This window comes from Comamonas denitrificans, assembly GCF_042654745.1.
Classification (GTDB): domain Bacteria; phylum Pseudomonadota; class Gammaproteobacteria; order Burkholderiales; family Burkholderiaceae_C; genus Comamonas; species Comamonas denitrificans.
In genome coordinates this window covers 168874-191021 of record NZ_JBHSEY010000048.1, presented here as the reverse complement: position 1 = coordinate 191021, position 22148 = coordinate 168874, and the positions used below count along the sequence as shown (strand labels likewise).

Genomic DNA, 22148 nt, shown 5'->3' with positions numbered 1-22148 from the left:
ATTTTTATATCAAATTGTATTTATTTGCCTGCGCAAGCAGCTATCAAAAAAATAACAATTTTTCTTCTTTTTCCTTCCCCCTTTATGCGTGCAGATGTTTTTCTGGTCGATCACGGCCATGCCAGTACCCGTTCCCAAGCACAGCGGCTGATTGCCTCGGGCGTGCAATGGCGCAATTCGCCCTTGCTGCCCTGGAAAAAAGTGCAGAAAAACGGCGACGACATCCCCGTCGGGGCCGAGCTGCAACTGCTGAACCTGGACGAGGCCAAATACATCTCGCGCGGCGGCTTGAAGCTGGAGGGCGCATTGGCCGCCACTGGCCTGCAGGTCGCCGGCCTGCGCTGCTTGGATGTGGGCCAGAGCACCGGCGGTTTTACCGACTGCCTGCTGCAAGCCGGTGCGGCGCAAGTCATTGGCGTGGATGTGGGCCAGGGCCAGCTGCACGAACGCCTGCGCAGCGATGCGCGGGTGGTGTGTGTGGAGGGCCTGAACGCCCGCCACATGAGCGCCCAAGACCTGCAGGATGCGTGCGAAGAAGTGCTCTCTGAACGCTGGGAGGAAGAAGAGGACAACGACACCCAGCCCCAGGCCCCCTACGCCTGGATGCGCAATGGTGGCGCAATCGACGAAGATTACGACGACAGCAACGATGCCAAAGAGACGGACATCGAAGCCTTCAAGGCCGAACGCGCAGCCCGCGCCAAGGCCCTGCAGGCCGGGGTGCTGCCCACGCAACTGCGCCGCAAGGCCGAGTTTGCCGATGTGGACATCACGCCGCAGTTTGACTTTGTCACCGGCGACTTGTCGTTTATCTCGCTCACCTTGGTGCTGCCGGCCGTGGTGCGCCTCTTGAAGCCCCATGGCCACCTGCTCATGCTGGTCAAACCCCAGTTTGAGCTGCAGCCTGGCCAAGTGGGCAAAGGCGGCATCGTGCGCGAGCCGGCGCTGTACGCCGAGATCGAGCAGCGCATTCGCCGCTGTTTGGGCGATTTGGGCCTAGAGGTCAAAGCGTGGCTGGATTCGCCCATCACCGGCGGCGACGGCAACCACGAGTTTTTTGTGCATGCCCAGCAAGGGGCGCAGGTGCAGCATCTGGATGTTGCGTTGCCAGAGCAGGCCCCGGCCACCAAGCCGGCCCGCGTCTCGCGCACCGTCTTGCGCGAGCAAAAGCGTGCCGATGTGATCAATGGCGACGAAGAGGGGTACTACAACGTCCCCGGCCCGGCCCGCCCCAAGCGCAAAAAGTAAGCTGCCTAAACCATCACCAATCACCATTACCACCCCGGTCACAGCGCTGGGGTGCCCAGGAGACGTTGCATGGCCCAGAACGCCAGTTTTCCCATCAGCTTTGAATTTTTCCCGACCAAAACCGCCGAAGGTGCGGCCAAGCATGTGCAGGTGCGCCAGGCGCTGTACGCACGCCAGCCCGAGTTTTGTTCGGTCACCTACGGCGCAGGCGGCTCGACCCAGTCGGGCACCTTTGCCATGGTGCAGGCCATCCAGCAAGAAGGCGTGGCCGCCGCCTCGCATTTTTCCTGCATTGGTGCCACGCGCCAATCCGTGCGCAGCCAGTTGCAGCAGCTTAAAGACATGGGCGTGCGCCGTCTGGTGGCCCTGCGTGGCGATCTGCCCAGCGGCTATGGCTTGGGTGGGGAGTTTCAGTACGCCAGCGATCTGGTGGCCTTTATCCGTGCTGAGTTTGGGGATTTTTTCCACATTGAAGTGGCCGCCTACCCCGAGGTGCATCCCCAGGCCCGCAGCCCCGAGGCCGACCTGCGCGCCCTTGCGGCCAAGGCCCAGGCCGGGGCCAACTCGGCCATCACCCAATACTTTTTTAATGCCGATGCCTATGCCCGCTTTGTGGACGATGCGCAACGGCTGGGGGTGGGTATTCCCGTAGTTCCGGGTATCATGCCGATCCTCAACGCAACCCAGCTTATGCGCTTTTCCGATGCGACCGGCGCAGAAATCCCCCGCTGGATACGCCTCAGGCTCCAGGCCTTTGGCGACGATACGGCCTCGATCCGCGCCTTCGGCCTGGATGTGGTCACTCGGTTGTGTGAACAGCTGCGCTCTTTAGGGGCCCCCGGTTTGCACTTCTACACGATGAACCAAAGTACAGCCACCTTGGCGCTGTGCGACCGCTTGGGCTTGTAAACAGCCCCTTTTTCCTCAGCGGTGGCCGCCAGGCTGTGCTGCCACCGTAAAGGAATCGTATGGATGGACACCAATCCACCCGCCCCATTGTGGGCGTGCCTGCAGTCCCCACCCGCCGCTGCATGCAGCGGTCACAACCCTGGCCATGGGCAGCCCTGGTCAGCATGGCCACAGCGGTTGTGCTTGTTGGCTGCGCGCCAGCGCCCCTCACCCCCGTGGACACGGGGGCGCATCTGCAAGCGCCCACGGCCCTGACCCCGCTGCAGCAGCTGCGCCGCATGGCCCCCGCGCCAGGCCTGCAGCTGCCCGACCCTTTGCGGGCCGCGCGCCAGGCACTGCGCGATGAAATGGTCGATGAGCAGGGCATTGCCTCCTGGTACGGGCCCGGCCTGCACGGGCGGCGCACGGCCAGCGGCGAGCGCTTTAATGCCTATGACTTCACGGCGGCCCATCCGCACTATGCGTTTGGAACGCGGCTGTGCGTCCTCAGCCGCGATGGCAAGGCCGTGGAGGTGCGGGTGAATGACCGTGGGCCGTATGCGAAAAACCGCATCATCGACCTCAGCCGCGCAGCGGCCGAGGCGCTGGACATGGTCGATAGCGGCGTGCGCCGCGTGCAATTGTGGAAACTCGATGCCGAGGAAACCTGCGACGACCGCCTGGATGTGCTGGCCGCAGCAGCCGAAGCGGGCTAATCAACAAGAGCTGCTAACAAAAAGAGCTGCTACCGCTGGTGTTTCAAGGGTTTTAGATAGCAATCTATCTGAAAGCCCATGAAATCAAGCGGTAGCAGCTCTTTTTTTAAGGTGTGAGCGCGGTTTTAGCGCCCCGTGCTCTCCAGGGTAAAACCGGCATTTTTATCTTGCCCCATCAGCGCCACCATCTGCGGCAAAGCTGCTTCAAGTGCTGCATGCAAGGTAAACGGCGGGTTGATGATGCACATGCCGCTGGCCGGCAGCCCCGGGCGTTTGACGCTGCCATCGGCCAGGGTTTGCAGCTTGCCCGATTTGACGGTGAGCGTGGCGTGCAGCCAGTTTTTGCCCGCCTTGGCGGCCAAGGACTTCAGGCGCTTGGGCAGGTCGTGCGCCTCTTGGCGGCCAATGATGGGGTACCACACGGCATAGCAGCCGGTGGCAAAGCGGCGCAGGCTGTCGTCGATGAAGGTCGCCACCTTGGCGTAATCGGTCTTCATTTCATAGCTGGGATCGCACAGCAGCAGGCCCCGGCGGTCGGGTGGAGGCAGAAATTTTTTGGCATTGGCAAAGCCGTCTTCCATCAAGACCTGGGCTTGCCGGCCCTCCAGCAGCTGCTCGGCATTGCCCAGCAAGGCGCGGGCATCTTGCGGCATCAGCTCAAACAAGCGCAGCTTGTCTTGCGGGCGCAGCACCTGCAGCAGCAGCGCCGGTGAGCCGGGGTAGGTGCGCAGGTGTGCGCCGGGGTTAAAGCTTTGCACCATGGCCAAATACGTCTGCAGTGCCGGGGCCAAGGTGGCGGGGTCGGCGCTCAGCATGCGGGCAATGCCCTCCATGGCTTCGCCACTGGTTTGGGCAAAGTCGCCATCCAGGCGGTATAGCCCGGCCCCGGCGTGGGTGTCGATGACGGACAGCGGCGTGTCCTTTTGCACCAAATACTGGGCAATGGCGATCAAGGTGGTGTGCTTGAGCACATCGGCATGGTTGCCGGCGTGAAAGGCGTGGCGGTAGCTAAACATAGAGCAATCGGTTATCTGTGCGGGTATCTGGCGCAAGCCAGTAGGTTTTTGTATAATTGCGGGCTTCGTAGCGATTTTATGAACCCCGCGACGAAGGCAGACCCCAAGGCGCGAATGCCCTTGGGTTTTGTTTTACTGCCTAAGAGGCTTCCACTATAGGACGTGCTTTGCGCAAGCCCTGTACCAGAAGAAGCACCGACCGCAGAAAAGGGTTCTTTTTCAACTTTTTTAAAAGAGAAAACCTCATGTCTACATTCAGCGCAAAACCCGCTGAGGTGCAACACGAGTGGTTTGTGATTGATGCCACCGATAAGGTGCTCGGCCGGGTCGCCAGCGAAGTGGCCCTGCGTCTGCGCGGCAAACACAAAGCCATTTACACGCCTCACGTCGATACCGGTGACTTCATTGTTGTGATCAACGCTGCCAAGCTCAAAGTCACTGGCACCAAGAACACCGACAAGATTTACTACCGCCACTCGGGCTACCCTGGCGGCATCACAGCCACCAACTTCCGCGATCTGCAAGCCAAATTCCCTGGCCGCGCTTTGGAAAAAGCTGTCAAAGGCATGCTGCCCAAAGGCCCCCTGGGTTACGCCATGGTCAAAAAACTCAAGGTCTACGGCGGTGCTGAGCATCCCCATAGCGCCCAACAGCCCAAAGTGCTGGATATCTAAGGAGTCTTGAGATGATTGGTGAATGGAACAACGGCACAGGCCGTCGCAAGTCCAGCGTCGCTCGCGTCTTCCTGAAAAAAGGCAGCGGCAAAATTACCGTGAACGGCAAAGACATTCAAGAATACTTTGGCCGTGAAACTTCGATCATGATCGCCAAGCAGCCCCTGGTGCTGACGAACAATGCCGAAGCTTTCGATATTCAAATCAACGTGCATGGTGGTGGTGAATCGGGTCAAGCCGGTGCTGCCCGCCACGGCATCACCCGCGCCCTGATCGACTATGACGCAGGCCTCAAGCCCGTGCTGAGCCAAGCTGGCTTTGTCACCCGCGATGCCCGTGAAGTGGAGCGTAAAAAGGTCGGTCTGCGTTCTGCACGCCGCGCCAAGCAGTTCTCCAAGCGTTAATCCTGCGGACCTGGTTCCTGGATTTTTCGCGCAGTTTCTGCTGCCCAAAGACCGTCTCCTTGCGAGGCGGTTTTTTTATGCCCACCCCCTGCAAACGGGGGCTGCGCTACCATTTGGGCCTGTTTGCATTCTTTCTTTTTTGGGAGCATCCCGTATGAGCACCGAGGCCACTCTGCCCGAGCCGATTATTTTTACCGACAGCGCTGCCGCCAAAGTGGCCGATTTGATTACCGAGGAAGGCAACCCTGATTTGAAGCTGCGCGTGTTCGTCCAAGGGGGCGGCTGCTCGGGCTTTCAGTATGGGTTTACTTTTGAAGAAGAAACCAACGAGGACGACACCGTAATGACCAAAAATGGTGTCTCCCTGCTCATCGACGCCATGAGCTACCAGTACCTGGTGGGCGCGGAGATTGATTACAAAGAAGACCTGCAAGGGGCGCAGTTTGTGATTCGCAACCCCAATGCCGAAACTTCGTGCGGCTGCGGCTCAAGCTTCTCGGTGTAAGAACGTGTTCACGTTCTAAGCGGTCGGCTAGGCTTTCTTGACTTAAGGAGCTGTTTGCGCTGTATTGATAAGGTTTTCAGAGTGTTTTACACCTGAAAACCTTTGAAAATAAGCGCAAACAGCTCCTTTTTTATGCCTGGTAAATGGCCCCAAGAATGCGCGGCCCTTGGGCTCCGGTGACGGCGGGCAAATTGCCCGCCTGGCCCAGCCAGCACTGGCGGGCCAGCCAGGCAAAGGCCGCGGCCTCGACCTGCAGGGGGGGCAAACCACGCGCAGCCGTGGAAACCACCTGCAGCTGCGGCAGGCGTTGCTGCAGCTGGGCCATCAAATACGCATTCAAGGCCCCGCCGCCGCACACCAGCAGGGTGTGCGCACCATCGCTGAACGGGCGCACGCTGTCGGCGCAGGCCTGGGCGGTAAAAGCGGTGAGGGTGGCCTGCACATCGGCCGCGGCCGCATCGCCAAAAGCACAGAGTTGCTGCTCCAGCCACGCCCAATGAAACAGATCGCGCCCCGTGCTTTTGGGTGGCGCTTGCTGCAAAAATGGCTCGCGCAGCAATTGCGCCAACAGCGCGGGCAGAACGTGGCCGCTGGCGGCCCAGCGCCCATCTTGGTCAAAGGGCTGGCCTGTATGGCGCTGGCACCAGGCATCCATCAAGGCATTGCCCGGGCCGCAATCCCAGCCGCGTACCGGCGCTGGCTGGTCGGGCGGGGGTAGCACACTGATATTGGCAATGCCGCCGATATTGAGCACTAGGCTCCAATCCCCCGCAGGTGGGGCAAAGACCTGCTGGTGAAAGGCCGGCACCAAGGGAGCCCCTTGCCCGCCGGCGGCCACATCGCGACTGCGCAGGTCGGCCACCACCGTGATGCCGGTGCGCTCGGCCAGCAGGGCCGGATTGAGCAATTGCAGGGTGTAACCCACGCCGTCATGCGCCCCCGGCTGGTGGCGCACCGTTTGGCCATGGGCCCCGATGGCGGTGATGGCGTGCGGCGCCAATCCTGTGGCCTGCAACAGCTGCTGCACCACCTGGGCATACAGCAGCGCCATGGCATTGCCCGCCAAAGCGGCGCGGTGCAGTTCGTCCTGGCCTTGGCGGCTGTTCAGGCGCAGCAGCTCATCGCGCACGTTGGGGGGCATGGGGCTACTGGCGTGGGCCAGAACCTGCAGCGCCCCGTCCTGGGAGAACTGCACCACCACCCCATCCACCCCGTCCAGGGAGGTGCCCGACATCAGGCCGATCAACAAAGCAGGGGCAGGGCGGGCAGTCAAAAGCACGTTTTAGAAGGCAGCACGAGCCTCCAAAGAGGCTCGTGCGCAGGCAGGTGAAGGAGAAGAAAGGGTTTATTGCGCCGTGGTGTTGTAAATCAGGTCGGCAGAGGCCAGTTGATCGCGCATCTGGTCTGCTTGCACCTTGAAGGCGGCTTTGACTTTTTCTGAAATCGGATTGTTCACGTTTTCAGCCACGATGCTTTGTGGGTCTTGGTGCACGCCATTGACGCGAAATTCAAAGTGCAGGTGCGGCCCGGTGGACCAGCCGGTGGAGCCGACAGCGCCAATGCCATCACCTTGCTCAACGCGTTGGCCTTTTTGCACGTCAATGCGGCTCAAGTGGCCATAGACGGTGACGTGGCTGGCATTGGTGTGCTTGATGTACACCACATTGCCAAAGCCGTTTTGCCAGCCGGCAAACTCCACCACGCCATCGCCCACGGTGCGCACCTTGGTGCCGGTGGGGGCTGCGTAGTCGGTGCCCAGGTGCTTGCGCCAGGTTTTCAAAATGGGGTGAAAGCGGTTGCTGAAGTTGCTGCTGATGCGGGTGAACTCCAGCGGGGCATTCAAATACGCGCGGCGCAGGCTGGAGCCATCCATGGCGTAGTAGGAGCCACGCTGGCCGGGCTCTTGGAACCACATGGCTTCGTAGGTTTTGCCGCGATTGACAAATTGCGCCGATAGCACGCGATTGGAGCGCAGCAGTTCGCCGTCTGCCTCCAGGGTTTCATAGACAAAAGTGAAACGGTCGCCTTTGAACAGGCGGCGAAAGTTGATCTCGGGGAAGATGTCGGCCACCTGGGTGGCAATGTGGTCGGGGATGCCAGCGGCATCGGTGGCGGCAAACAAGGTGCTTTGAATCGTGCCACCGGCCATGCGCGTGCGCACTTCCAGCGGGGCGCTGTCGATCACTACATCAAAAGACCCTGCCGCATTGCGCTGCAGGGTCAGTCGTTGGAAATCGGTGTTGTTGCCTTCTACCACCCAGCGCACGATGAGCTTTTCTAGTTGGTGGTCATTGCTGGCTTGCGCTGTCACCAGGCGGCCGGTGCGCCCCAGGATGTTTTCGCTGGCCTGGGGGTTGTTGCGCAGAAAGCTGACCGCTTGCGGATCGGCAATGCCCAGGCGCTGCAGCAGCGAGGCGGCCGTGTCCGTGTTGCGTGTGTATTCGCTGCGGTAGAGTGAAAAACGGGTGTCGCTGGTCAGCTGGGCCAGCGTGCTGCCCTGCACCAGGGAATCGACCGGGGTGATCACGGTGTGGATGGGCAGATTCTCAGTTTCCTGATCGAGCGAAGCCACGGCAAAAGCGCCACCGCCAGCCGTCAGTAACAGACTGGCGATGGCGGCCACGATGCGTTTGGGGTGGTGTTTGGCAGATTGCGCTAAGCGTGCGAGCAAAGAATGGCTGGCAGAAATAAAACGGGTATTCAAAACGGCTTCCAGTCGGTGGGGGAAAACAGGAAAAACGCGAAAGCGTTTGAAAGTCATTCGACTAAAGCATTGTGCAGATTGGGAAAACCTGCAGTTTGCACTGCGTCAAAAAAATGGCTGACTAAAATCAGCCCTGACGGTCGATAAAAAACCCGCTGATTATATCTTTCCCCTTACTGATTTCGCTAGAAAAAACCCTTATGAATCAAGTTGCTGTTACCAATTCTGACATCTCCATGACACCGGCGGTGCAAAGCGCCCTGGCCGTCACCTTGCGTGGGGTGGATGAGCTACTGCCCCAGGGCGAATGGGCCAAAAAACTGGCCCGCTCCGAGGCCACCGGAACGCCCTTGCGCATCAAACTGGGGTTGGACCCTACCGCCCCGGACATCCATTTGGGCCACACCGTGGTGCTCAACAAACTGCGCCAGTTGCAGGATTTGGGGCATACGGTCATTTTCTTGATTGGTGACTTCACCACGCTGATTGGCGACCCGTCGGGGCGCGACAGCACGCGCCCACCGCTGACAGCCGCGCAGATCCAGGCCAACGCCGAAACCTATTACACCCAGGCGGCCAAGGTGCTCGATCCGGCAAAAACCGAGGTGCGCTACAACAGCGAATGGTGCGACGCGCTGGGGGCCCGCGGCATGATTGAATTGGCGGCCAAGTACACCGTGGCCCGCATGATGGAGCGCAACGATTTTCATACGCGCTTTACCGAGGGCAACTCCATCAGCCTGCACGAGTTTTTGTATCCGTTGCTGCAGGGGTATGACTCGGTGGCCCTCAAGGCCGACCTGGAGTTGGGCGGTACCGACCAAAAATTCAACCTGATGATGGGTCGTCACTTGCAGCAAGAGTATGGGCAAGAGCCGCAGTGCGTGCTCACCATGCCGTTGCTGGTGGGTTTGGATGGCGTGCAAAAAATGTCCAAATCCAAGAACAACTACGTGGGCATTACGGACGAGGCCAACACCATGTTCGCCAAAATCCTCTCCATTTCTGACGACCTGATGTGGGACTGGTACACCTTGCTGTCGTTTCAAAGCCTGCAAGACATTGCTGCGTTGAAGGCCGAGATTGCTGCGGGCCGCAACCCCAAAGATGCCAAGGTGCTCTTGGCCAAGGAAATCACCACGCGCTTTCACAGTGCGGCAGCAGCGGATGCGGCGGAGCAAGATTTCATCAACCGCAGCAAGGGGGGCATCCCTGAGAGCATTCCCGAGATCACCCTCAGCGGTGCCCCGCTGGGCATTGGTGCTCTTCTCAAGCAAGCCAACTTGGCCCCCTCCACCAGCGAAGCAAACCGCCTGATTGACGGTGGCGGCGTGCGCATTGATGGCAGCGTGGTGAGTGACAAAGGCTTGAAGCTGGAGGCAGGCAGCTTTGTGCTGCAAGTGGGCAAGCGCAAGTTCGCCCGGGTGGTGCTGGGGTAAAACGGTTCAAGCGGCTAAAGCGCAGGGGGCTGGCGCTTGGCCTGCCCAAGCCCGCTCAAGCGGCCATGGCTTCTTTGGCCAGGGCCGCACGCATGAAGGGCAGGTAGGCCCGGTCTTCTTCGCAGATGTGGTGTACCAGCCAGTCTTTTAAAAAGTCCAGCACCTCTAAATTAACGTCTTCACCGTCTTCAAAACGGGTCAGCCAGCCCATCATTTTTCCGGTGAAGCCACTGTGCTCGGACAGGTGCTTGTCCGCATCGGGGTAACCGTGCTTTTGAAATAGCACTTCCTCAACAATAAAGTGGTTGTGCGTGTAGTCCAGCAGCCCTTCCAAAATATCGGCAATGGCATCGCGCGCACCGGCAGCGTCCGAGATGGCGGCATGCAGTGCGTTGATCAAGTCCACCAGGACCCGGTGCTGTTCATCAATGATGGGTACGCCCAGCTTCAGCGCTGCGGTCCAAGGGATAAAAGTCATGGCTAGCAACTCCTATGCAAAGCCATAAGCATAGAGATGAATTCCCTTGATAAATTTAAGGGTATTACCGTGTACCCATGGCTTTTTGATGCGGGTCAAGGTTGGCAGTCCGCACAGCAAGACCTCTGGTCGCATCGCCTGCGGCAGATAATGCAGGCCCCATGGCCGCCCAGGCAATCGCTGCAACCCGCACCGGGGCACAGGCGGTTGCGTTTACATATTTTTTTGAATTGGTATGACCACATTGCTCCCCCTGGATATCGTCATCATGGCCGCTGGCAAAGGCACGCGCATGAAAAGCCGCATCCCCAAAGTGCTGCAAAAACTGGCGGGCCGCCCGCTGCTGGGCCATGTGCTGGCCACGGCGGGGCAATTGCAGGCGCGTTCAGTGGTTGTGATTACGGGGCATGGTGCTCCTGAAGTAGAAGCTGCTAGCGCAAGCATGGCAAGTGTTTTAGGCCAATTTGACTTAAATTTTGCCCGGCAAGAACCCCAGTTGGGTACGGGCCATGCCGTGCAGCAAGCCTTGCCCGTGCTGGCCGATGATGGGGTGGTGGTGGTGCTCTCGGGCGATGTGCCATTGACCGAGGCGGCCACTTTGCAAGCCTTGGTCGCGGCCGCTGGCCATGACCAATTGGCTTTGCTTACGGTGCGTTTGCAGGACCCCACGGGCTATGGCCGCATAGTGCGCGGCAGCGATGGCCGGGTGCAGCGCATCGTCGAGCACAAAGATGCAACGCCAGCCCAGCGTGGTATTGACGAAATTTACAGCGGCATCATGGCCGTGCCTGCCCGCCTGCTGCGCCCTTGGCTGGCAGCGCTGACCAATCACAACGCCCAGGGCGAGTACTACCTCACGGACGTGGTCGCCATGGCCGTGGCCCAAGGCGTGGCGGTGGTGGGGCACTGCATTGCCGATGCGGTGCAGGTGGCCGGTGTGAACAGCCCCGTGCAACTGGCCGCGTTGGAGCGTGCCCACCAGCAGCGCCAAGCGCATGGGCTGATGGAGCAAGGCGTGCGTCTGGCCGATCCGGCCCGTTTTGATCTGCGTGACCATGCCCATGGCACGCCGGCGCACTTGGTGTGTGGGCAGGATGTCGAGATTGATGTGGGTTGCATCTTCACTGGCCAGGTGGAGATTGGCGCAGGCGCACGCATCGGGGCGCATTGCCACATTAGCAACGCCGTGATTGCGGCCGATGCGGTGATTCACCCCTTCACCCATATTGATGGGGAAGCCGCCGGTGCCAGCGTGGGCGCTGGGGCGTTGATTGGCCCCTTTGCCCGTTTGCGGCCGGGGGCGCAATTGGGGGCCCAGGTGCATATTGGCAATTTTGTCGAGGTGAAAAACTCCACCCTCGCGGCTGGGGCCAAGGCCAACCATTTGGCCTATCTGGGCGATGCCACGGTGGGCGAGCGCGTGAATTACGGCGCAGGCAGCATCACGGCCAACTACGACGGTGCGAACAAGCACCGCACGGTGATTGAGGCCGATGCGCACATTGGCAGCAACTGCGTGCTGGTGGCCCCGGTCACGATTGGTGCGGGCGCTACGGTGGGTGGCGGCTCCACCATTACCAAAAGCACGCCTGCCCAGGCCTTGGCGGTGGCCCGGGGCAAACAAATGGTCAAAGAAAACTGGCACCGCCCCGCCAAACAGTCCAAGGGCTAGCCCATGACGGCCCTGCCTCCGGAACAAGAGCTGCACTTGCTGCGCCAGCAGCACGAGGCTTTGCTGCGGGCCATTGCGCACGACCTGCCCGCGCCGCTGCGCCATATTCAATCCTTTGCCCCCTTGTTGGTCGAGGCCGTGCAGACCTTGGCCGCAGCCGCACCCCACGCCGCCGAGGCCGCCGCCGATGCCTTGGAATGTGCCCAATTCATGCAGCAAGGGGCCCAGCGCATGGGGCAGATGCTGCAGGCGCTGGCCGGGCTCTCGCGTGCGGCGCGGATGCCGCTGCATCTGCAAGCGGTGGATTTGGTGGCCACGTGCCAAGCCTTGCTGCCCGCGCTGCAGCAGCAGTACCCGCAAGCGCAGTTTTCGCTGCCCGCTGCGCCCGTGTGGCTGCAGGCCGATGCCCAGGCGCTCACGCAGGTGCTGCAGCAGCTCTTGGCCAATGCCTGCAAATTTGCGGCCCCCACGCCGCGGGTGCAGCTGCAGGCCGTGGCAGACGGTGCCACATGGCACTGCGCGGTGCGCGACAACGGCGTGGGGTTTGAGTCTGAGCAGGCTGCCCAGCTGTTTCAGCCTTTTGCCCGCTTGCACCGCGAAAGCCAATTTGCGGGCTTGGGCTGCGGCCTGGCCTTGGTGCAGACCCTGGCTGTGCGCCACGGGGCGCAGGCGCGTATTGCGGCCCAGCCGGGGCAGGGGTGTACGGTGCAATTGGCCTGGCCTGCAGCCCATCCGGCGGCACACCAGCCAAACCAGACTGGCCCAGTCTGACTTGCCAAGGCCGCCTGACTTAGGCGCTACAGTGTGCTTTGTTATTAGTTGCTCAAAACGCCGTATGGACAAGCATTACCTGACCCCCCTGTTCGCCCCGCAATCGATCATTGTTTTGGCCGGTGATCCTGAAACGCCGGATGCGCAAACCCCCTATGCCCAGGCCTTGCACGGCCTGCTCAAGGCCCAGCGGTTTACCGGCACCCTCACCTTTGTGAATACCAAGATGATGGGCACCTTGAGCGATCTGGCCCAGGTCAAGGCCGATCTGGTGGTCATTGCCCTGCCGCAAGAAGAGCAATTGGCCGCGCTGGAGTTGGTCGGGCGCATCCGCTGCGATACCGCCCTGATTTTGTCCAGCGGGGTCGATGCCGAGCACGCCCGTGCGCTGCGCGAATCTGCGCACGACAACCATATTCATCTGCTGGGGCCCAACTCCTTGGGCATCCAGCGCCCGCATTTGCAGCTCAACGCCGGGGTGATGGGGCCCCTGGCCAAAGAAGGGCCACTGGCCCTGGTCAGCCAGTCCGGCGCATTGACCGCGTCGATCCTGGACTGGGCCGCCAGCAATGGCGTGGGCTTTTCTTCAGTCATTTCGCTGGGGCCGCACACCAGCCTGGGCCTGCCCGAAGCATTGGACTTTCTGGCCAGCGATGGGCGCACGCAAAGCATCGTGGTGTACATGGAAGGTATCCAGGATGCTCGTAAATTTATGAGCGCTTTGCGCAGTGCTGCCATAGCAAAACCAGTCGTAGTGCTGAAATCTGGCCGCAAAGCTGCGGGCAGTGCTGCAGCTTTAACGCACAGCGCCGCCATTGTGGGCAGCGATGACGTGTTTGATGCGGTGCTGCGCCGCGCCGGTGCCGTGCGCGTGCATTCGTTTACCGAATTGTTCTCTGCCGCCAAATGCCTGGCGGCACGCTACCGCCCAGTGAGCAAGCGCCTGGCCATCATCGCCAACGGCGGTGGCCCCGGGGTGCTGGCGGCCGACTGGATCAATGAAATCCACCTGGAGCTGGGCCGCCTCAGTCCCGAGGTGGCGGCCCAGCTGGCCCCCCAATTGCCCCCGTTGGCGGCTTTGAGCGATTTGGTGGATGTCTCAGAATTTGCCCAGCCGGAGCATTTTCGGCTGGCCATTGAAGCGGCCTTGAACGATGCGCAGGTTGGCGGGGTGTTGGTCATCTTCTCGCCGCGCATTGGCATTGATAGCACCGCCGTGGCCGAGGCGGTGGCCGAAGCCAAACGCCGCGCCGCCAAACCGTTGCTGACCTGCTGGATGGGAGACACCACCGTTGGCGCGGCCCGCGAGGTGCTGCACAAGGCGCAAATCCCCACCTTCCGCACCCCTGAGGCGGCCGTCGGTGCGTTTGGCAATATCGCCAATTTCACCGAGAACCAGCAGCTGCTGCAGCAAACCCCGCCGCCTTTGAGCAATCTGGCCAAACCCGACATTGCCGGGGCCCGCTTGGTGATTGAAAGCGTGCTGGCCGAGCGGCGCAACGTGCTCACCGAGATGGAATCCAAAACGCTGCTGGCGGCCTTTCACATTCCGGTCACGCGCACCTTGCTGGCCCGCAATGCCCACGAGGCGATGATGATTGCCACCCAGCAAGGCTTTCCGGTGGCGCTGAAGATTGATTCGCCCGACATTACGCACAAGTCCGATGTGGGGGGCGTGGCGCTGAACTTGCACAACGGCGAAGCCGTGCGCAATGCCTTTAACGACATGATGCAGCGCGTCAAGCGCATCAAGCCCGAGGCCCGCATTAACGGCATCACGGTGCAAAACATGGCGCGTTCGCGCCGAGGGCGCGAGATTTGTATTGGCCTGGTCAGCGATGACCCCTTTGGCCCGGTCATTACCTTTGGCGCAGGCGGCACCATGATTGAGCTGATCGATGACCGCGCCATGGAGCTGCCGCCGCTCAATCAATTCTTGGCCCGCCGCCTTATGGAGCGCTCGCGCGTTTTTGAAACCCTGGGCGAATGGCGCGGTGCCACCCCGGTGAAGATCGAGGCGTTAGAGCAGGTGCTGCTGCGCATCTCAGAAATGGTGTGCGCCCTGCCCCAGTTGCGTGAGATGGACATCAACCCGCTGATCGTCGATGAAACCGGTGCGGTCGCCGTCGATGCCCGCATGGTGGTGGCCCAGCAAGGGCAGTCCCTGAGCATGGGCAAATACGGGCACTTGGCCATCCTGCCCTATCCGGCCAAGTACGAACAAATCTGGCCGCTGCGCGATGGGGGCGAGTACCTGGTGCGCCCCATCCGGCCGGACGATGCGCACATGCTGCAGCAGTTGGTCAAGGGCCTTTCGCCGCAAAGTCGCTACTTTCGCTTTGTCTCGCAGCTGGCGGAGTTGCCGCCTTCCATGTTGGCGAAATTTACCTTGATCGACTACGACCGCGAAATGGCCCTGGTGGCCGTCAAGCAAGAGCGCACCGTCGATGAGGAGGGCGAGGTGCAGGTCACCGAGCGCTTGCTGGGCGTTTCGCGCTACGTGACCAATCCCGACCGCACCACCTGCGAGTTCGCCTTGGTCGTGGCCGATGACATGGCCGGGCAGGGTTTGGGCGCACGCTTGATGCTCAGCATCATGGAAGTGGCGCGCGACAAGGGCTTAGAACACATCGAAGGGCTGGTGCTGACCAACAACCCCAATATGCTCAAACTCATGCGCCGCCTGGACTTTGAGATTCGCAGCTTCCCGGAAGACCCGGAATTTCGCTTGGTGGTGCACAAGCTGTAGTCGATGTAACCACGGCAGCACCCACAGGCCAATGGCAGCTGGCGATGGTCTGTTTTTTAATACTTTATGAAAAAGCTAAATGATTGCCCTTATACCCTTATGATTGGCCTGCTCCGCTTTGGGGTTGCGCAAGGGCAGACCAGCATCGCCTGCGCCGCCCTTTGTTTATGCTTTGTATGGACTGATTGAAGTATCTCTTATGGCACTTTCCACCGTTACCGTCAGCGCTGTCATGAAAGACAGCTTTCGCACTGAAATCCAGTGCTCCAACCCTTTCGTGATTGACCAGCCCGTTGGCGCTGGCGGTAAGAACGAGGGGCCCAATCCGTTGGAGGTGTTTATCTCCAGCCTGCCTGCCTGCATTTGCGCGATTGCACGCATTGTGGCCATGCAGCGCGGCATAGCCTTGCGCGGTGTGGAGGCCCACGCTGAGGCCGATATTGACAAGGACTTTTTGCTGGGTAAAACCACCGAAGGCCGTGCCGGCTTTGTGGCGATTCGCGTGAATGTGAAGATTGATGCGGACATGACCGAAGCCGAGAAAGTGGCCTTTTTGCATGAGGTGGAAAAGCGCTGCCCGATCGCCGACAACATGGCCGGCACCACCAGCATCACGGCGCACGTGGTGGCCTGACAAGGGCCGCTACAATCGCAGCCCTTGCCCTTTGTAGTTCAATGGATAGAACGGGCCCCTCCTAAGGGTCAAATGCAGGTTCGATTCCTGCCGAAGGGGCCAAGCGGCAGATTTTCTCACCCTCCACTTTCCACCCGCCACCTGCCATTACACAGGCTGGCAGCCCGCCGCCTGTGCTTTGTCTGCCTGCCAAACAGGCTCAATCTTTGCGGCGGGTATAGATCAAATCCATGCCGGTGTTTTCGCCGGTTTGGCCGCGCAGGGTCAGGCGCTTGCTCAGGTCGTAAAAGATAAACAGTGTGCCCATGGCACCGTTCAGGCTTTGCTCGTAGGCCAGGTACAGCTCTTGCGAGATGCGTTTGCCCAGGGTGAGGGCAGCGCCTTCGGCCCCGTTGGCACCCTTGAAGCCCAATTCATCCAGCCCGATGGTGCCGGCAATGTTGCCGCTGCTGTTGCTGCCACTGAGCAGGGCCAGCGCCGCTTGCTGCAGCAGGGCCGATTCGGCACCGCCTTCGGTGGGGTCGCGGCCCATGACGACCCAGGAGAGGGCTTCCCCATCGGGCATGACAGGATCGGAATACAGCTGCACCCGGGGCTGGGTGGCGCTGCCAGCGACTTTGACACCGGCTTTCACTGCGATGTTGGGGCGCAGGGCAATGATGTCCAGGCTGGGGTCGTTGTAGGGGCCGTTGAAGCGGATGGTGCCTTGCCCAATGTCCAACGACTGGCCCCAGGCGCGGTAGCGGCCTTGGTCGGTGTGAATTTCGCCAGTGATGCGCGGGCCGCCTTCAATGGTGAGTTGTCCATTCAGGCGCGTTGTCAGACCATAGCCCTGCAGGGCAAAGTCTGGGCCTAAGTCGAGGGTGAGGTGGATGTCGGGCTGGAGTGCGGCCCGAATGGAGCCTTCCGGGGCGGGGTCGCGGGCTGCTTTGCGGGCTGCTTTGGCCTGGCGTTCGGCCTCTTGCTGGCGCAGCGCGGCGGAGGTGATGTGTACATCCTCATCCAGGCTGGGGGCCGAGTCATCGGCCAGCAGCAAGGCGGCGCGATTGACTTTCAGCCCGCCGCGCAGGCGCAGTTGCTCTTGCTGGATGCTGGCGTGGATGGTGCCGCTTACGCCCATTTGCCGGTCGGCCCGGGTGAGTACTTGCAAGTCATCAAGCTGCAGCTGCACCTCCATGTGCAGGCCAGCGGCATTGCTGTGCGGGTCTTTGGGCGGGGCGTAAACGATGAACCCCCGGCCGCTCAAGTGCCCGCCGCTTTGCGGGGGGGCGGTGCGGTTGCCACTTTGGCCCAGGATGCGGGCCTGGCCGCTGCGACTGCCCTCCAAGGTGAGTTGCTCAATGTCCAGGCGGTTGCCGGCAAAGCGGGCTTTGAGTTGGCCATTTTTTAAGTTCACGCCCTCCAGCAGGGACGACAAGGCCAGGTCTTGGGCCTCGATGGAGCCTTCCCACTCGGGGGCGCTGCGGGTGCCGCTGATGGCCACTGCGCCGCTAAAACCGCCCTCTACCCGCCAGCCCGGCGGGGCAAACGAGGCCCAGACACCAATGTTGGGCAGCAGCAGCTGCACGGTGCCGGACAAGGGGGCGTTGTCTGGCCAACGCATGCCTTGGCGGGGATGGTGCTGCACGGGGCTTTGCAGGGTGGCCAAAATTGTGCCCGCGCGTTCGGAGGCCCAGAGCACTTGGCTGCGCAAGGTGCTGCCTTCGAGGTCGAGCGTGGCTTGCAGGGCTTGCAGCCGGATGGACTGGCCCCGGTTGGGTTGGCGCAGGCGGATGCTCGCTTCGTCGGTGCCCTGGCTGCGGATGATGGTGACCGGGGCGGCTTCTTCAATATTGGCGGCAATGCGCATGTCGCCATCGGCCCGCTCCAAGGTGGCGTGCAGCTTGGGCTGGGCGCTGCGGGTGTCGATGTCCCAGCGGCCTTGCAAGCGCAGGTCGCCACTGATGCCGGCGCGCTCCAAAATGGGGTCGTCCGGGGTGAAGTGGTTGGCCCAGGCCAGGGGCAGGCCGCTGAGTTCGCCCGTGCTCACCACGCCCCAGGTGGTGGTGTTCAGTGCCAGGGTGGCCCAGCGCACCTGGGCCTGCTCGGTTTGGTTTTTGGTGGCGGGGGGGGTCAGCTGCAAGGCCCCGGCGCTGGCCTGGATGTCTGGCCCGGTTTGCCCGATGGTGACGGGGGCGGCAAGGGCCAAGCGCCAATCGCCGCTTTTTGCGCTGGGGCGGGCCAGCAGCGTGAGGGTTTGCGCTTGCAGTTGCCAGCGGCTTGGGGTGTGCCATTGGGCTTGCCATTGGGTGTCGATGTGCGCTTGCTGGCTGCCTTGGTGGAGTTGGCCCTGCAAATGGGCGGTCAGCTTTTCTAAGGGGCCTTGGACCGCCAGGGTGAGGTCTTGTATTTTTGTAGCTTCTTGCGCTGGTAATTTATAAGAAATATTAGGTATTTTTGCTAATAACTTGATAGATAAAGCGGGGGGTGCTTCTGTTTTATCTGTTTTGTTTATTTTGTCTGTTTGTGCTTCTGCTTCTGCTGGTGGGCTGGTGGGCCGTAAACGCCCCCAGCCGCCTTGCCAGGCCAGGTCAAGCTGGGCTTGCCCGGTCAGGGGGGCGGTGAGGTCGGTCAGGCGGGTCAGATCGCCCACACCCGGCAAGCGGCCCAGCCACTGCACGGTGGCAGCGGCATCGCGCAGCTGGGTACGCAGCTGGCCTTGGCCGGTGTGCTCGGTCAGGGTGCCGGTGAGTTCGGCAGCCAGCCCCGGCACTTGCAGGCGGGTGGTTTGGGGGCTGCTGGCTTGGTGCAGCAGGCTGTCCCAGCTGAGGCTGGGGCTGGACAACTCGGCCCCCCAGGCGCGAATGGCGACTTCTTGCAGCGTCAGCACGCCCGCGGCCCAGCGGCCTTGGGCGCGGGCATGGGCCAAGCTGGTGGGGGGGGCTTGCGGGTCGGCGATGGCCACGCGAAAGTCGATGGCTGGGTCGGCTGGACTGGCAGCGGCGGTATCGGCGGTATCGGGGGGGGAGTCAGCGGGGGGCAGCGTTTCGGCGCTCGCACTGCCGCTGATGCGTTGGCTGGGCAGGCTGGTCAAGACATGGGCAGGGTTGATGCCTTGCAGCTGCACCTGGGCGTTCAAGGCCTGGGTGGCCACGGTCCATTGGCCTTGGGCTTGGAGCTGGCCGCCGGGGGTGCCTGGATCTGCTTGCGCTGTGCCGGGGGTCTTTTTTGTCTGCTTGGGTACTTTCGGGCCACGGGGCAGTTGCAGCTGGAGCTGGTCGAGCGTCCACACCTGGCCATCGAATTGCGCTTGGGCTTGCAGTTGCTGCAGGGGCAGGGCGGGGGCATCCCAGGGGCCGGCCTGGGGGTTGGCGAGGTCGGTGCGAAAGCGCCAAACGCCGTCGGTATCGGTGGTGATGTGCAGCTGCCCGGTGAGATCGCTGGGCGGCAGTTGCGGGGCAAAGAGGGCGAGATTGACGTGCTGCAACTCCAGCTGGGCCTGCGGCAGCGGCTGGGCTTGCCATGGGGTGACGGTGGCGTGCAGGCGGGCGGATAAAGGGGGCAGGGCGCTGTTTGCCCCAGTGGTGGGTGCATCGGCATCGGCATCGGTGGCCTGGGGCTGCACCTGGGCGGTCACTTGCAGTTGGGCCTGGGGGCCAAAGAGCTGGCCGCTGATGTCCACTTGCGCTTGCAGCGCCAAGGGCTGGGCCAGTTCCAACGCCGGGGTGGCGCTGGCCTGGGCCTGGGCCGTCAGCTGCAGTGGCGCTTGGCCGCCCAGTTGCACGCTGGCGCTGAGTTGGGCCTGCTGGGGGCCGTAGCGCAGGCTGCTTAGTTGCAGGCGGTGTTGATCGCGGTCGTAGCGGTAGGTGGCAGCCAGGTGTTCAAGCTGGGCGCTGGGGCCGTCGGCCCAGGTGAAGGTGTCGATCTGCACCGGCAGGTCAATGGCCAGGGGCAGCTGCAGGCTGCGCAGGGGCTGGCTGGGGGTGTCGTCCGGCGGGGCCTCGGGCTGGGCGCGGTAATCGACGCGGGCGGCGTGCAGGCGCTCAACGGCCAAGCGCCGCTGCAGCAGCTGGCCCAGGTTCCAGGCCAGCGTTAGATTTTTTATTTGTAGCGTAAACCGCTGGTTAGATATGCGTAAACGGTCAATTTCACCCCCAAAACGCAAGCTGCCTTGGGCGTTTTCTACCTCAAGCTGCATGCCCGCAGGCAGCCAGCGCTGTGCCACGGCCAGGGTTTGCGCCAGGGATTGTTCTCGCCCGCTCCACCACCACAGGCTGGCTAGGCCCGTGGCCAGCACCAGCAGCAAGGCCAGGCCCAGCCACCCCAGGCGGCGGCGCCTAGGGCGGTGTTTGGGGGCAGCAGGGGCAGCCGCTGGGGCCCCCGCCGGGGTGTCGAACACGGGGTCTTGGCGTTCAGGCATGGCAGGTTTAGAAGGTAAAGCCTAAGCGCAGGTGCAGGCGCAGTTGTTGGGTTTTAAAGCCATAGGCGATGTCGGCTTGCAAGGGGCCGACGGGGCTGTTCCAACGGATGCCGGAGCCAGCTCCAACAAAGATTTGCACGTTGTTGCCCGGTTCATCGGTGACGGAGCCGGCATCCAGAAACACCGTGTGCTCCCAGTCTTTGCGGTTACCGGCCAGCACGATGGGGCGCTGCCATTCGGCCGAAGCGGCCAGCATATAGCGCCCGCCAATCATGTCATCGCCATTGCGCCGGGTGCCAATGCTTTGGTAGCTGTAGCCGCGCACGGTGGTATCGCCGCCCGATAAGAAGAGCAGGGTCAGCGGGATATCCGTGCCTTTGCGAGCCACCACCGCGCCCAGTTGGCTGCGCAGCATCAGGCGGGCGCGGCGCTTGGTGGTCGCATCGCGCTCGCCCATGGGTTTGAAGTATTGCCAGCGGCCCAGCACGCGGGTGAAGGGGGTGCGCTCAGGGGTCAGCGTGCTGCCCAGGCCCAGCTCAAACGCCAGCCCATGGCCCCGGGTGGGGTTGCTGGCGTTGTTGAAGTAGCGCCCCGTCCAGCTGTAGTTGGCGCTGATGGCCGAGCTTTTGGGTGGGGCCTTGTCGCCTTGCGGGTTGGCCAGGTCGTAGCGCAGAAAGTACTGGCGGTCGATGCTGTCCTCATCCTTGCCGCGCCCGGCGGCCAGGGAGATGCTGTTGGTGTCGTAATCGGCCAGTTCGGCGCGTTCGGCGCTGGCGCTGGCAAACCAGTTCCAGCCGGTTGCATCGGGTAAGGAATACAGGCGGGTTGAGAGCAGCGGATTCTTGGCGTTGAGCTGCAGCTTGTTGTGCGCCTGCCAGCCCAGGCCCGGAATGCGGTGGTGGGTGTAATCCAGCGACAGGCGCGGCCCAATGTCGGTGCTCATGCCCGCGCCGTACACCCATTTGCGCAAGGGCGCTTCGCGCACCTGGGCCAGCACGGGCACCTGCACTTCGGTGGCATCAGGGGGGATGTTGTCTGTCTGCAGCGTTAAAAAGACCGAGTCGTACAAGCCCGTGGCCGCCATGCGCTGCTGCACATCAAGCAAGGTGGTTTGCCGGTATTCCGTCCCCACGGGCAGGCGGGCCGCGCGGGCCACCCCGGCGTTGTCGTAGCGCTCGCCGCCTTCAATGGTGAGCTCCCCAAAGCGCACCAGGGGGCCGGTAGCGTAATGCGCCTGCAGGTGGGCTTGGTGGGTGTCGGCATCAATCTCGGCCCGGCTGGTGGTCAGCGCTGCAGTGGGGTAGCGCCGCGCTTGCAGGCTGCGCAGCCCTTCGGCCTTGGCGCTGGCCCAGGCCGCTTGGGAAAACGGCTGTCCCACCTCCAGGGGCCAATTGCGGCCAATGCTTTGGCGTTGCCAGCTGCCGGCTTTTTCACCCTCTTGCGGGCTGGTGACCTGGATATCGGCCTGCGCCACCGTGGTTTGCACGCCCGCATCGACGGTAATGCGCACCGTGGGCAGCACCTCAGAGTCACGGGGCGGGGCCTCCAGGACCAGCTCCACCGTCGGGGCGAAATAGCCCAAGGTGCCCAAGAGTTTGCGAATGTCGGCATCGGCCACACTCACCAGGCGGGTCAGTTCTTGGCGGCGCAAACCTTCCAAGTGGCGGTAGCGGTTGAGTTCCAGGTGCGCTTGCAGCAAGTCTTGTGCGGCCTCGGGCTGGGCGCGAATCACCAGCTCAAAATTGGGCTTGCCTTTGGCGGTGCCCAGATTTTTGGCCTTGCCCAGCAGGCCGCAACCGGCCAGCAGCACGCTGGTCAGCAGGGCAAGGAGAAAGGAAGTCCAGCGCATAA

General features: G+C 62.1%; 17 protein-coding genes and 1 tRNA gene. 12 read left to right on the top strand and 6 right to left on the bottom strand.

The genetic code is table 11. The features are described from left to right. The first annotated feature begins 84 nt into the window (after window positions 1-84). The 3 genes from ACFO24_RS10655 to ACFO24_RS10645 all read left to right on the top strand — a co-directional run bounded on the left by ACFO24_RS10655 (window position 85) and on the right by ACFO24_RS10645 (window position 2852). The gene (locus tag ACFO24_RS10655; RefSeq protein WP_207575572.1) at window positions 85-1248 is read left to right on the top strand and encodes a TlyA family RNA methyltransferase; all 1164 of its coding nucleotides are present in this window, start codon (window positions 85-87) and stop codon (window positions 1246-1248) included. Window positions 1249-1317: 69 nt separating this feature from the next. Beyond that, the gene (gene metF, locus ACFO24_RS10650; RefSeq protein ID WP_207575571.1) at window positions 1318-2157 is read left to right on the top strand and encodes a methylenetetrahydrofolate reductase [NAD(P)H]; all 840 of its coding nucleotides are present in this window, start codon (window positions 1318-1320) and stop codon (window positions 2155-2157) included. Between the two features lie 59 nt (window positions 2158-2216). Then, window positions 2217-2852, top strand: coding sequence for a septal ring lytic transglycosylase RlpA family protein (locus tag ACFO24_RS10645; protein ID WP_377738317.1), 636 nt, complete (start codon window positions 2217-2219; stop codon window positions 2850-2852). Window positions 2853-2977: 125 nt separating this feature from the next. Here the strand turns inward: ACFO24_RS10645 and ACFO24_RS10640 are convergent, their stop codons facing one another. Then, window positions 2978-3868: a 23S rRNA (adenine(2030)-N(6))-methyltransferase RlmJ gene (locus ACFO24_RS10640; RefSeq protein WP_207575570.1), complete on the bottom strand. Its 891-nt coding sequence runs from the start codon at window positions 3866-3868 to the stop codon at window positions 2978-2980. A gap of 245 nt (window positions 3869-4113) precedes the next feature. On the opposite strand from ACFO24_RS10640, the gene rplM reads away from it, so the two are divergent. The 3 genes from rplM (at window position 4114) to erpA (ending at window position 5451) form a co-directional block, all read left to right on the top strand. Further along, complete coding sequence (gene rplM, locus ACFO24_RS10635) at window positions 4114-4542, top strand: 50S ribosomal protein L13 (protein ID WP_207575569.1); 429 nt, start codon at window positions 4114-4116, stop codon at window positions 4540-4542. An 11-nt stretch (window positions 4543-4553) separates the two neighbouring features. Further along, complete coding sequence (gene rpsI, locus ACFO24_RS10630; RefSeq protein WP_207575568.1) at window positions 4554-4946, top strand: 30S ribosomal protein S9; 393 nt, start codon at window positions 4554-4556, stop codon at window positions 4944-4946. Between the two features lie 154 nt (window positions 4947-5100). Further along, a complete protein-coding gene (erpA, locus tag ACFO24_RS10625) occupies window positions 5101-5451 on the top strand; it encodes an iron-sulfur cluster insertion protein ErpA (protein WP_207575567.1) in 351 nt (116 codons plus the stop codon). A 130-nt stretch (window positions 5452-5581) separates the two neighbouring features. On the opposite strand, the gene ACFO24_RS10620 is transcribed toward erpA, so the two are convergent. Continuing rightward, window positions 5582-6724, bottom strand: coding sequence for an anhydro-N-acetylmuramic acid kinase (locus tag ACFO24_RS10620; protein WP_377738316.1), 1143 nt, complete (start codon window positions 6722-6724; stop codon window positions 5582-5584). 72 nt (window positions 6725-6796) lie between these two features. Beyond that, window positions 6797-8155 (bottom strand): M23 family metallopeptidase, encoded by a 1359-nt coding sequence (locus ACFO24_RS10615; RefSeq protein ID WP_377738315.1) that lies wholly within the window; start codon window positions 8153-8155, stop codon window positions 6797-6799. Window positions 8156-8355: 200 nt separating this feature from the next. Here ACFO24_RS10615 and tyrS point away from each other — a divergent pair, with 200 nt between their 5' ends. Further along, window positions 8356-9594, top strand: coding sequence for a tyrosine--tRNA ligase (gene tyrS / locus ACFO24_RS10610; RefSeq protein ID WP_377738314.1), 1239 nt, complete (start codon window positions 8356-8358; stop codon window positions 9592-9594). A 55-nt stretch (window positions 9595-9649) separates the two neighbouring features. Here tyrS and ACFO24_RS10605 read toward each other — a convergent pair whose 3' ends face one another. Beyond that, complete coding sequence (locus tag ACFO24_RS10605) at window positions 9650-10072, bottom strand: bacteriohemerythrin (protein WP_377738313.1); 423 nt, start codon at window positions 10070-10072, stop codon at window positions 9650-9652. Between the two features lie 244 nt (window positions 10073-10316). On the opposite strand from ACFO24_RS10605, the gene glmU reads away from it, so the two are divergent. The 5 genes from glmU to ACFO24_RS10580 all read left to right on the top strand — a co-directional run bounded on the left by glmU (window position 10317) and on the right by ACFO24_RS10580 (window position 16000). Beyond that, a complete protein-coding gene (glmU, locus tag ACFO24_RS10600) occupies window positions 10317-11744 on the top strand; it encodes a bifunctional UDP-N-acetylglucosamine diphosphorylase/glucosamine-1-phosphate N-acetyltransferase GlmU (RefSeq protein ID WP_377738386.1) in 1428 nt (475 codons plus the stop codon). 3 nt (window positions 11745-11747) lie between these two features. Next, a complete protein-coding gene (locus ACFO24_RS10595; RefSeq protein ID WP_377738312.1) occupies window positions 11748-12515 on the top strand; it encodes a sensor histidine kinase in 768 nt (255 codons plus the stop codon). A gap of 64 nt (window positions 12516-12579) precedes the next feature. Beyond that, on the top strand, window positions 12580-15264 hold the full coding sequence (locus tag ACFO24_RS10590) for a bifunctional acetate--CoA ligase family protein/GNAT family N-acetyltransferase (protein WP_377738311.1): 2685 nt from the start codon (window positions 12580-12582) through the stop codon (window positions 15262-15264). Between the two features lie 199 nt (window positions 15265-15463). Further along, window positions 15464-15898 (top strand): OsmC family protein, encoded by a 435-nt coding sequence (locus ACFO24_RS10585; RefSeq protein WP_377738310.1) that lies wholly within the window; start codon window positions 15464-15466, stop codon window positions 15896-15898. A 27-nt stretch (window positions 15899-15925) separates the two neighbouring features. After that, a tRNA-Arg gene (locus ACFO24_RS10580) sits at window positions 15926-16000 on the top strand. A 97-nt stretch (window positions 16001-16097) separates the two neighbouring features. On the opposite strand, the gene ACFO24_RS10575 is transcribed toward ACFO24_RS10580, so the two are convergent. Together ACFO24_RS10575 and ACFO24_RS10570 are read right to left on the bottom strand one after the other, a co-directional pair. Then, window positions 16098-20297 (bottom strand): translocation/assembly module TamB domain-containing protein, encoded by a 4200-nt coding sequence (locus ACFO24_RS10575; protein ID WP_377738309.1) that lies wholly within the window; start codon window positions 20295-20297, stop codon window positions 16098-16100. A 7-nt stretch (window positions 20298-20304) separates the two neighbouring features. Beyond that, window positions 20305-22146: an autotransporter assembly complex protein TamA gene (locus ACFO24_RS10570; RefSeq protein WP_377738308.1), complete on the bottom strand. Its 1842-nt coding sequence runs from the start codon at window positions 22144-22146 to the stop codon at window positions 20305-20307. Between the last annotated feature and the right edge of the window lie 2 nt (window positions 22147-22148).

What these genes read in the sequence shown, in the direction of transcription:
- ACFO24_RS10655 (WP_207575572.1), top strand. Translation starts at nt 85, where the DNA reads ATGCGTGCAGATGTTTTTCTGGTCGATCACGGCCATGCCAGTACCCGT.
- metF (WP_207575571.1), top strand. Translation starts at nt 1,318, where the DNA reads ATGGCCCAGAACGCCAGTTTTCCCATCAGCTTTGAATTTTTCCCGACC.
- ACFO24_RS10645 (WP_377738317.1), top strand. Translation starts at nt 2,217, where the DNA reads ATGGATGGACACCAATCCACCCGCCCCATTGTGGGCGTGCCTGCAGTC.
- ACFO24_RS10640 (WP_207575570.1), bottom strand. Translation starts at nt 3,868, where the DNA reads ATGTTTAGCTACCGCCACGCCTTTCACGCCGGCAACCATGCCGATGTG.
- rplM (WP_207575569.1), top strand. Translation starts at nt 4,114, where the DNA reads ATGTCTACATTCAGCGCAAAACCCGCTGAGGTGCAACACGAGTGGTTT.
- rpsI (WP_207575568.1), top strand. Translation starts at nt 4,554, where the DNA reads ATGATTGGTGAATGGAACAACGGCACAGGCCGTCGCAAGTCCAGCGTC.
- erpA (WP_207575567.1), top strand. Translation starts at nt 5,101, where the DNA reads ATGAGCACCGAGGCCACTCTGCCCGAGCCGATTATTTTTACCGACAGC.
- tyrS (WP_377738314.1), top strand. Translation starts at nt 8,356, where the DNA reads ATGAATCAAGTTGCTGTTACCAATTCTGACATCTCCATGACACCGGCG.
- ACFO24_RS10605 (WP_377738313.1), bottom strand. Translation starts at nt 10,072, where the DNA reads ATGACTTTTATCCCTTGGACCGCAGCGCTGAAGCTGGGCGTACCCATC.
- ACFO24_RS10595 (WP_377738312.1), top strand. Translation starts at nt 11,748, where the DNA reads ATGACGGCCCTGCCTCCGGAACAAGAGCTGCACTTGCTGCGCCAGCAG.
- ACFO24_RS10590 (WP_377738311.1), top strand. Translation starts at nt 12,580, where the DNA reads ATGGACAAGCATTACCTGACCCCCCTGTTCGCCCCGCAATCGATCATT.
- ACFO24_RS10585 (WP_377738310.1), top strand. Translation starts at nt 15,464, where the DNA reads ATGGCACTTTCCACCGTTACCGTCAGCGCTGTCATGAAAGACAGCTTT.
- ACFO24_RS10575 (WP_377738309.1), bottom strand. Translation starts at nt 20,297, where the DNA reads ATGCCTGAACGCCAAGACCCCGTGTTCGACACCCCGGCGGGGGCCCCA.
- ACFO24_RS10570 (WP_377738308.1), bottom strand. Translation starts at nt 22,146, where the DNA reads ATGCGCTGGACTTCCTTTCTCCTTGCCCTGCTGACCAGCGTGCTGCTG.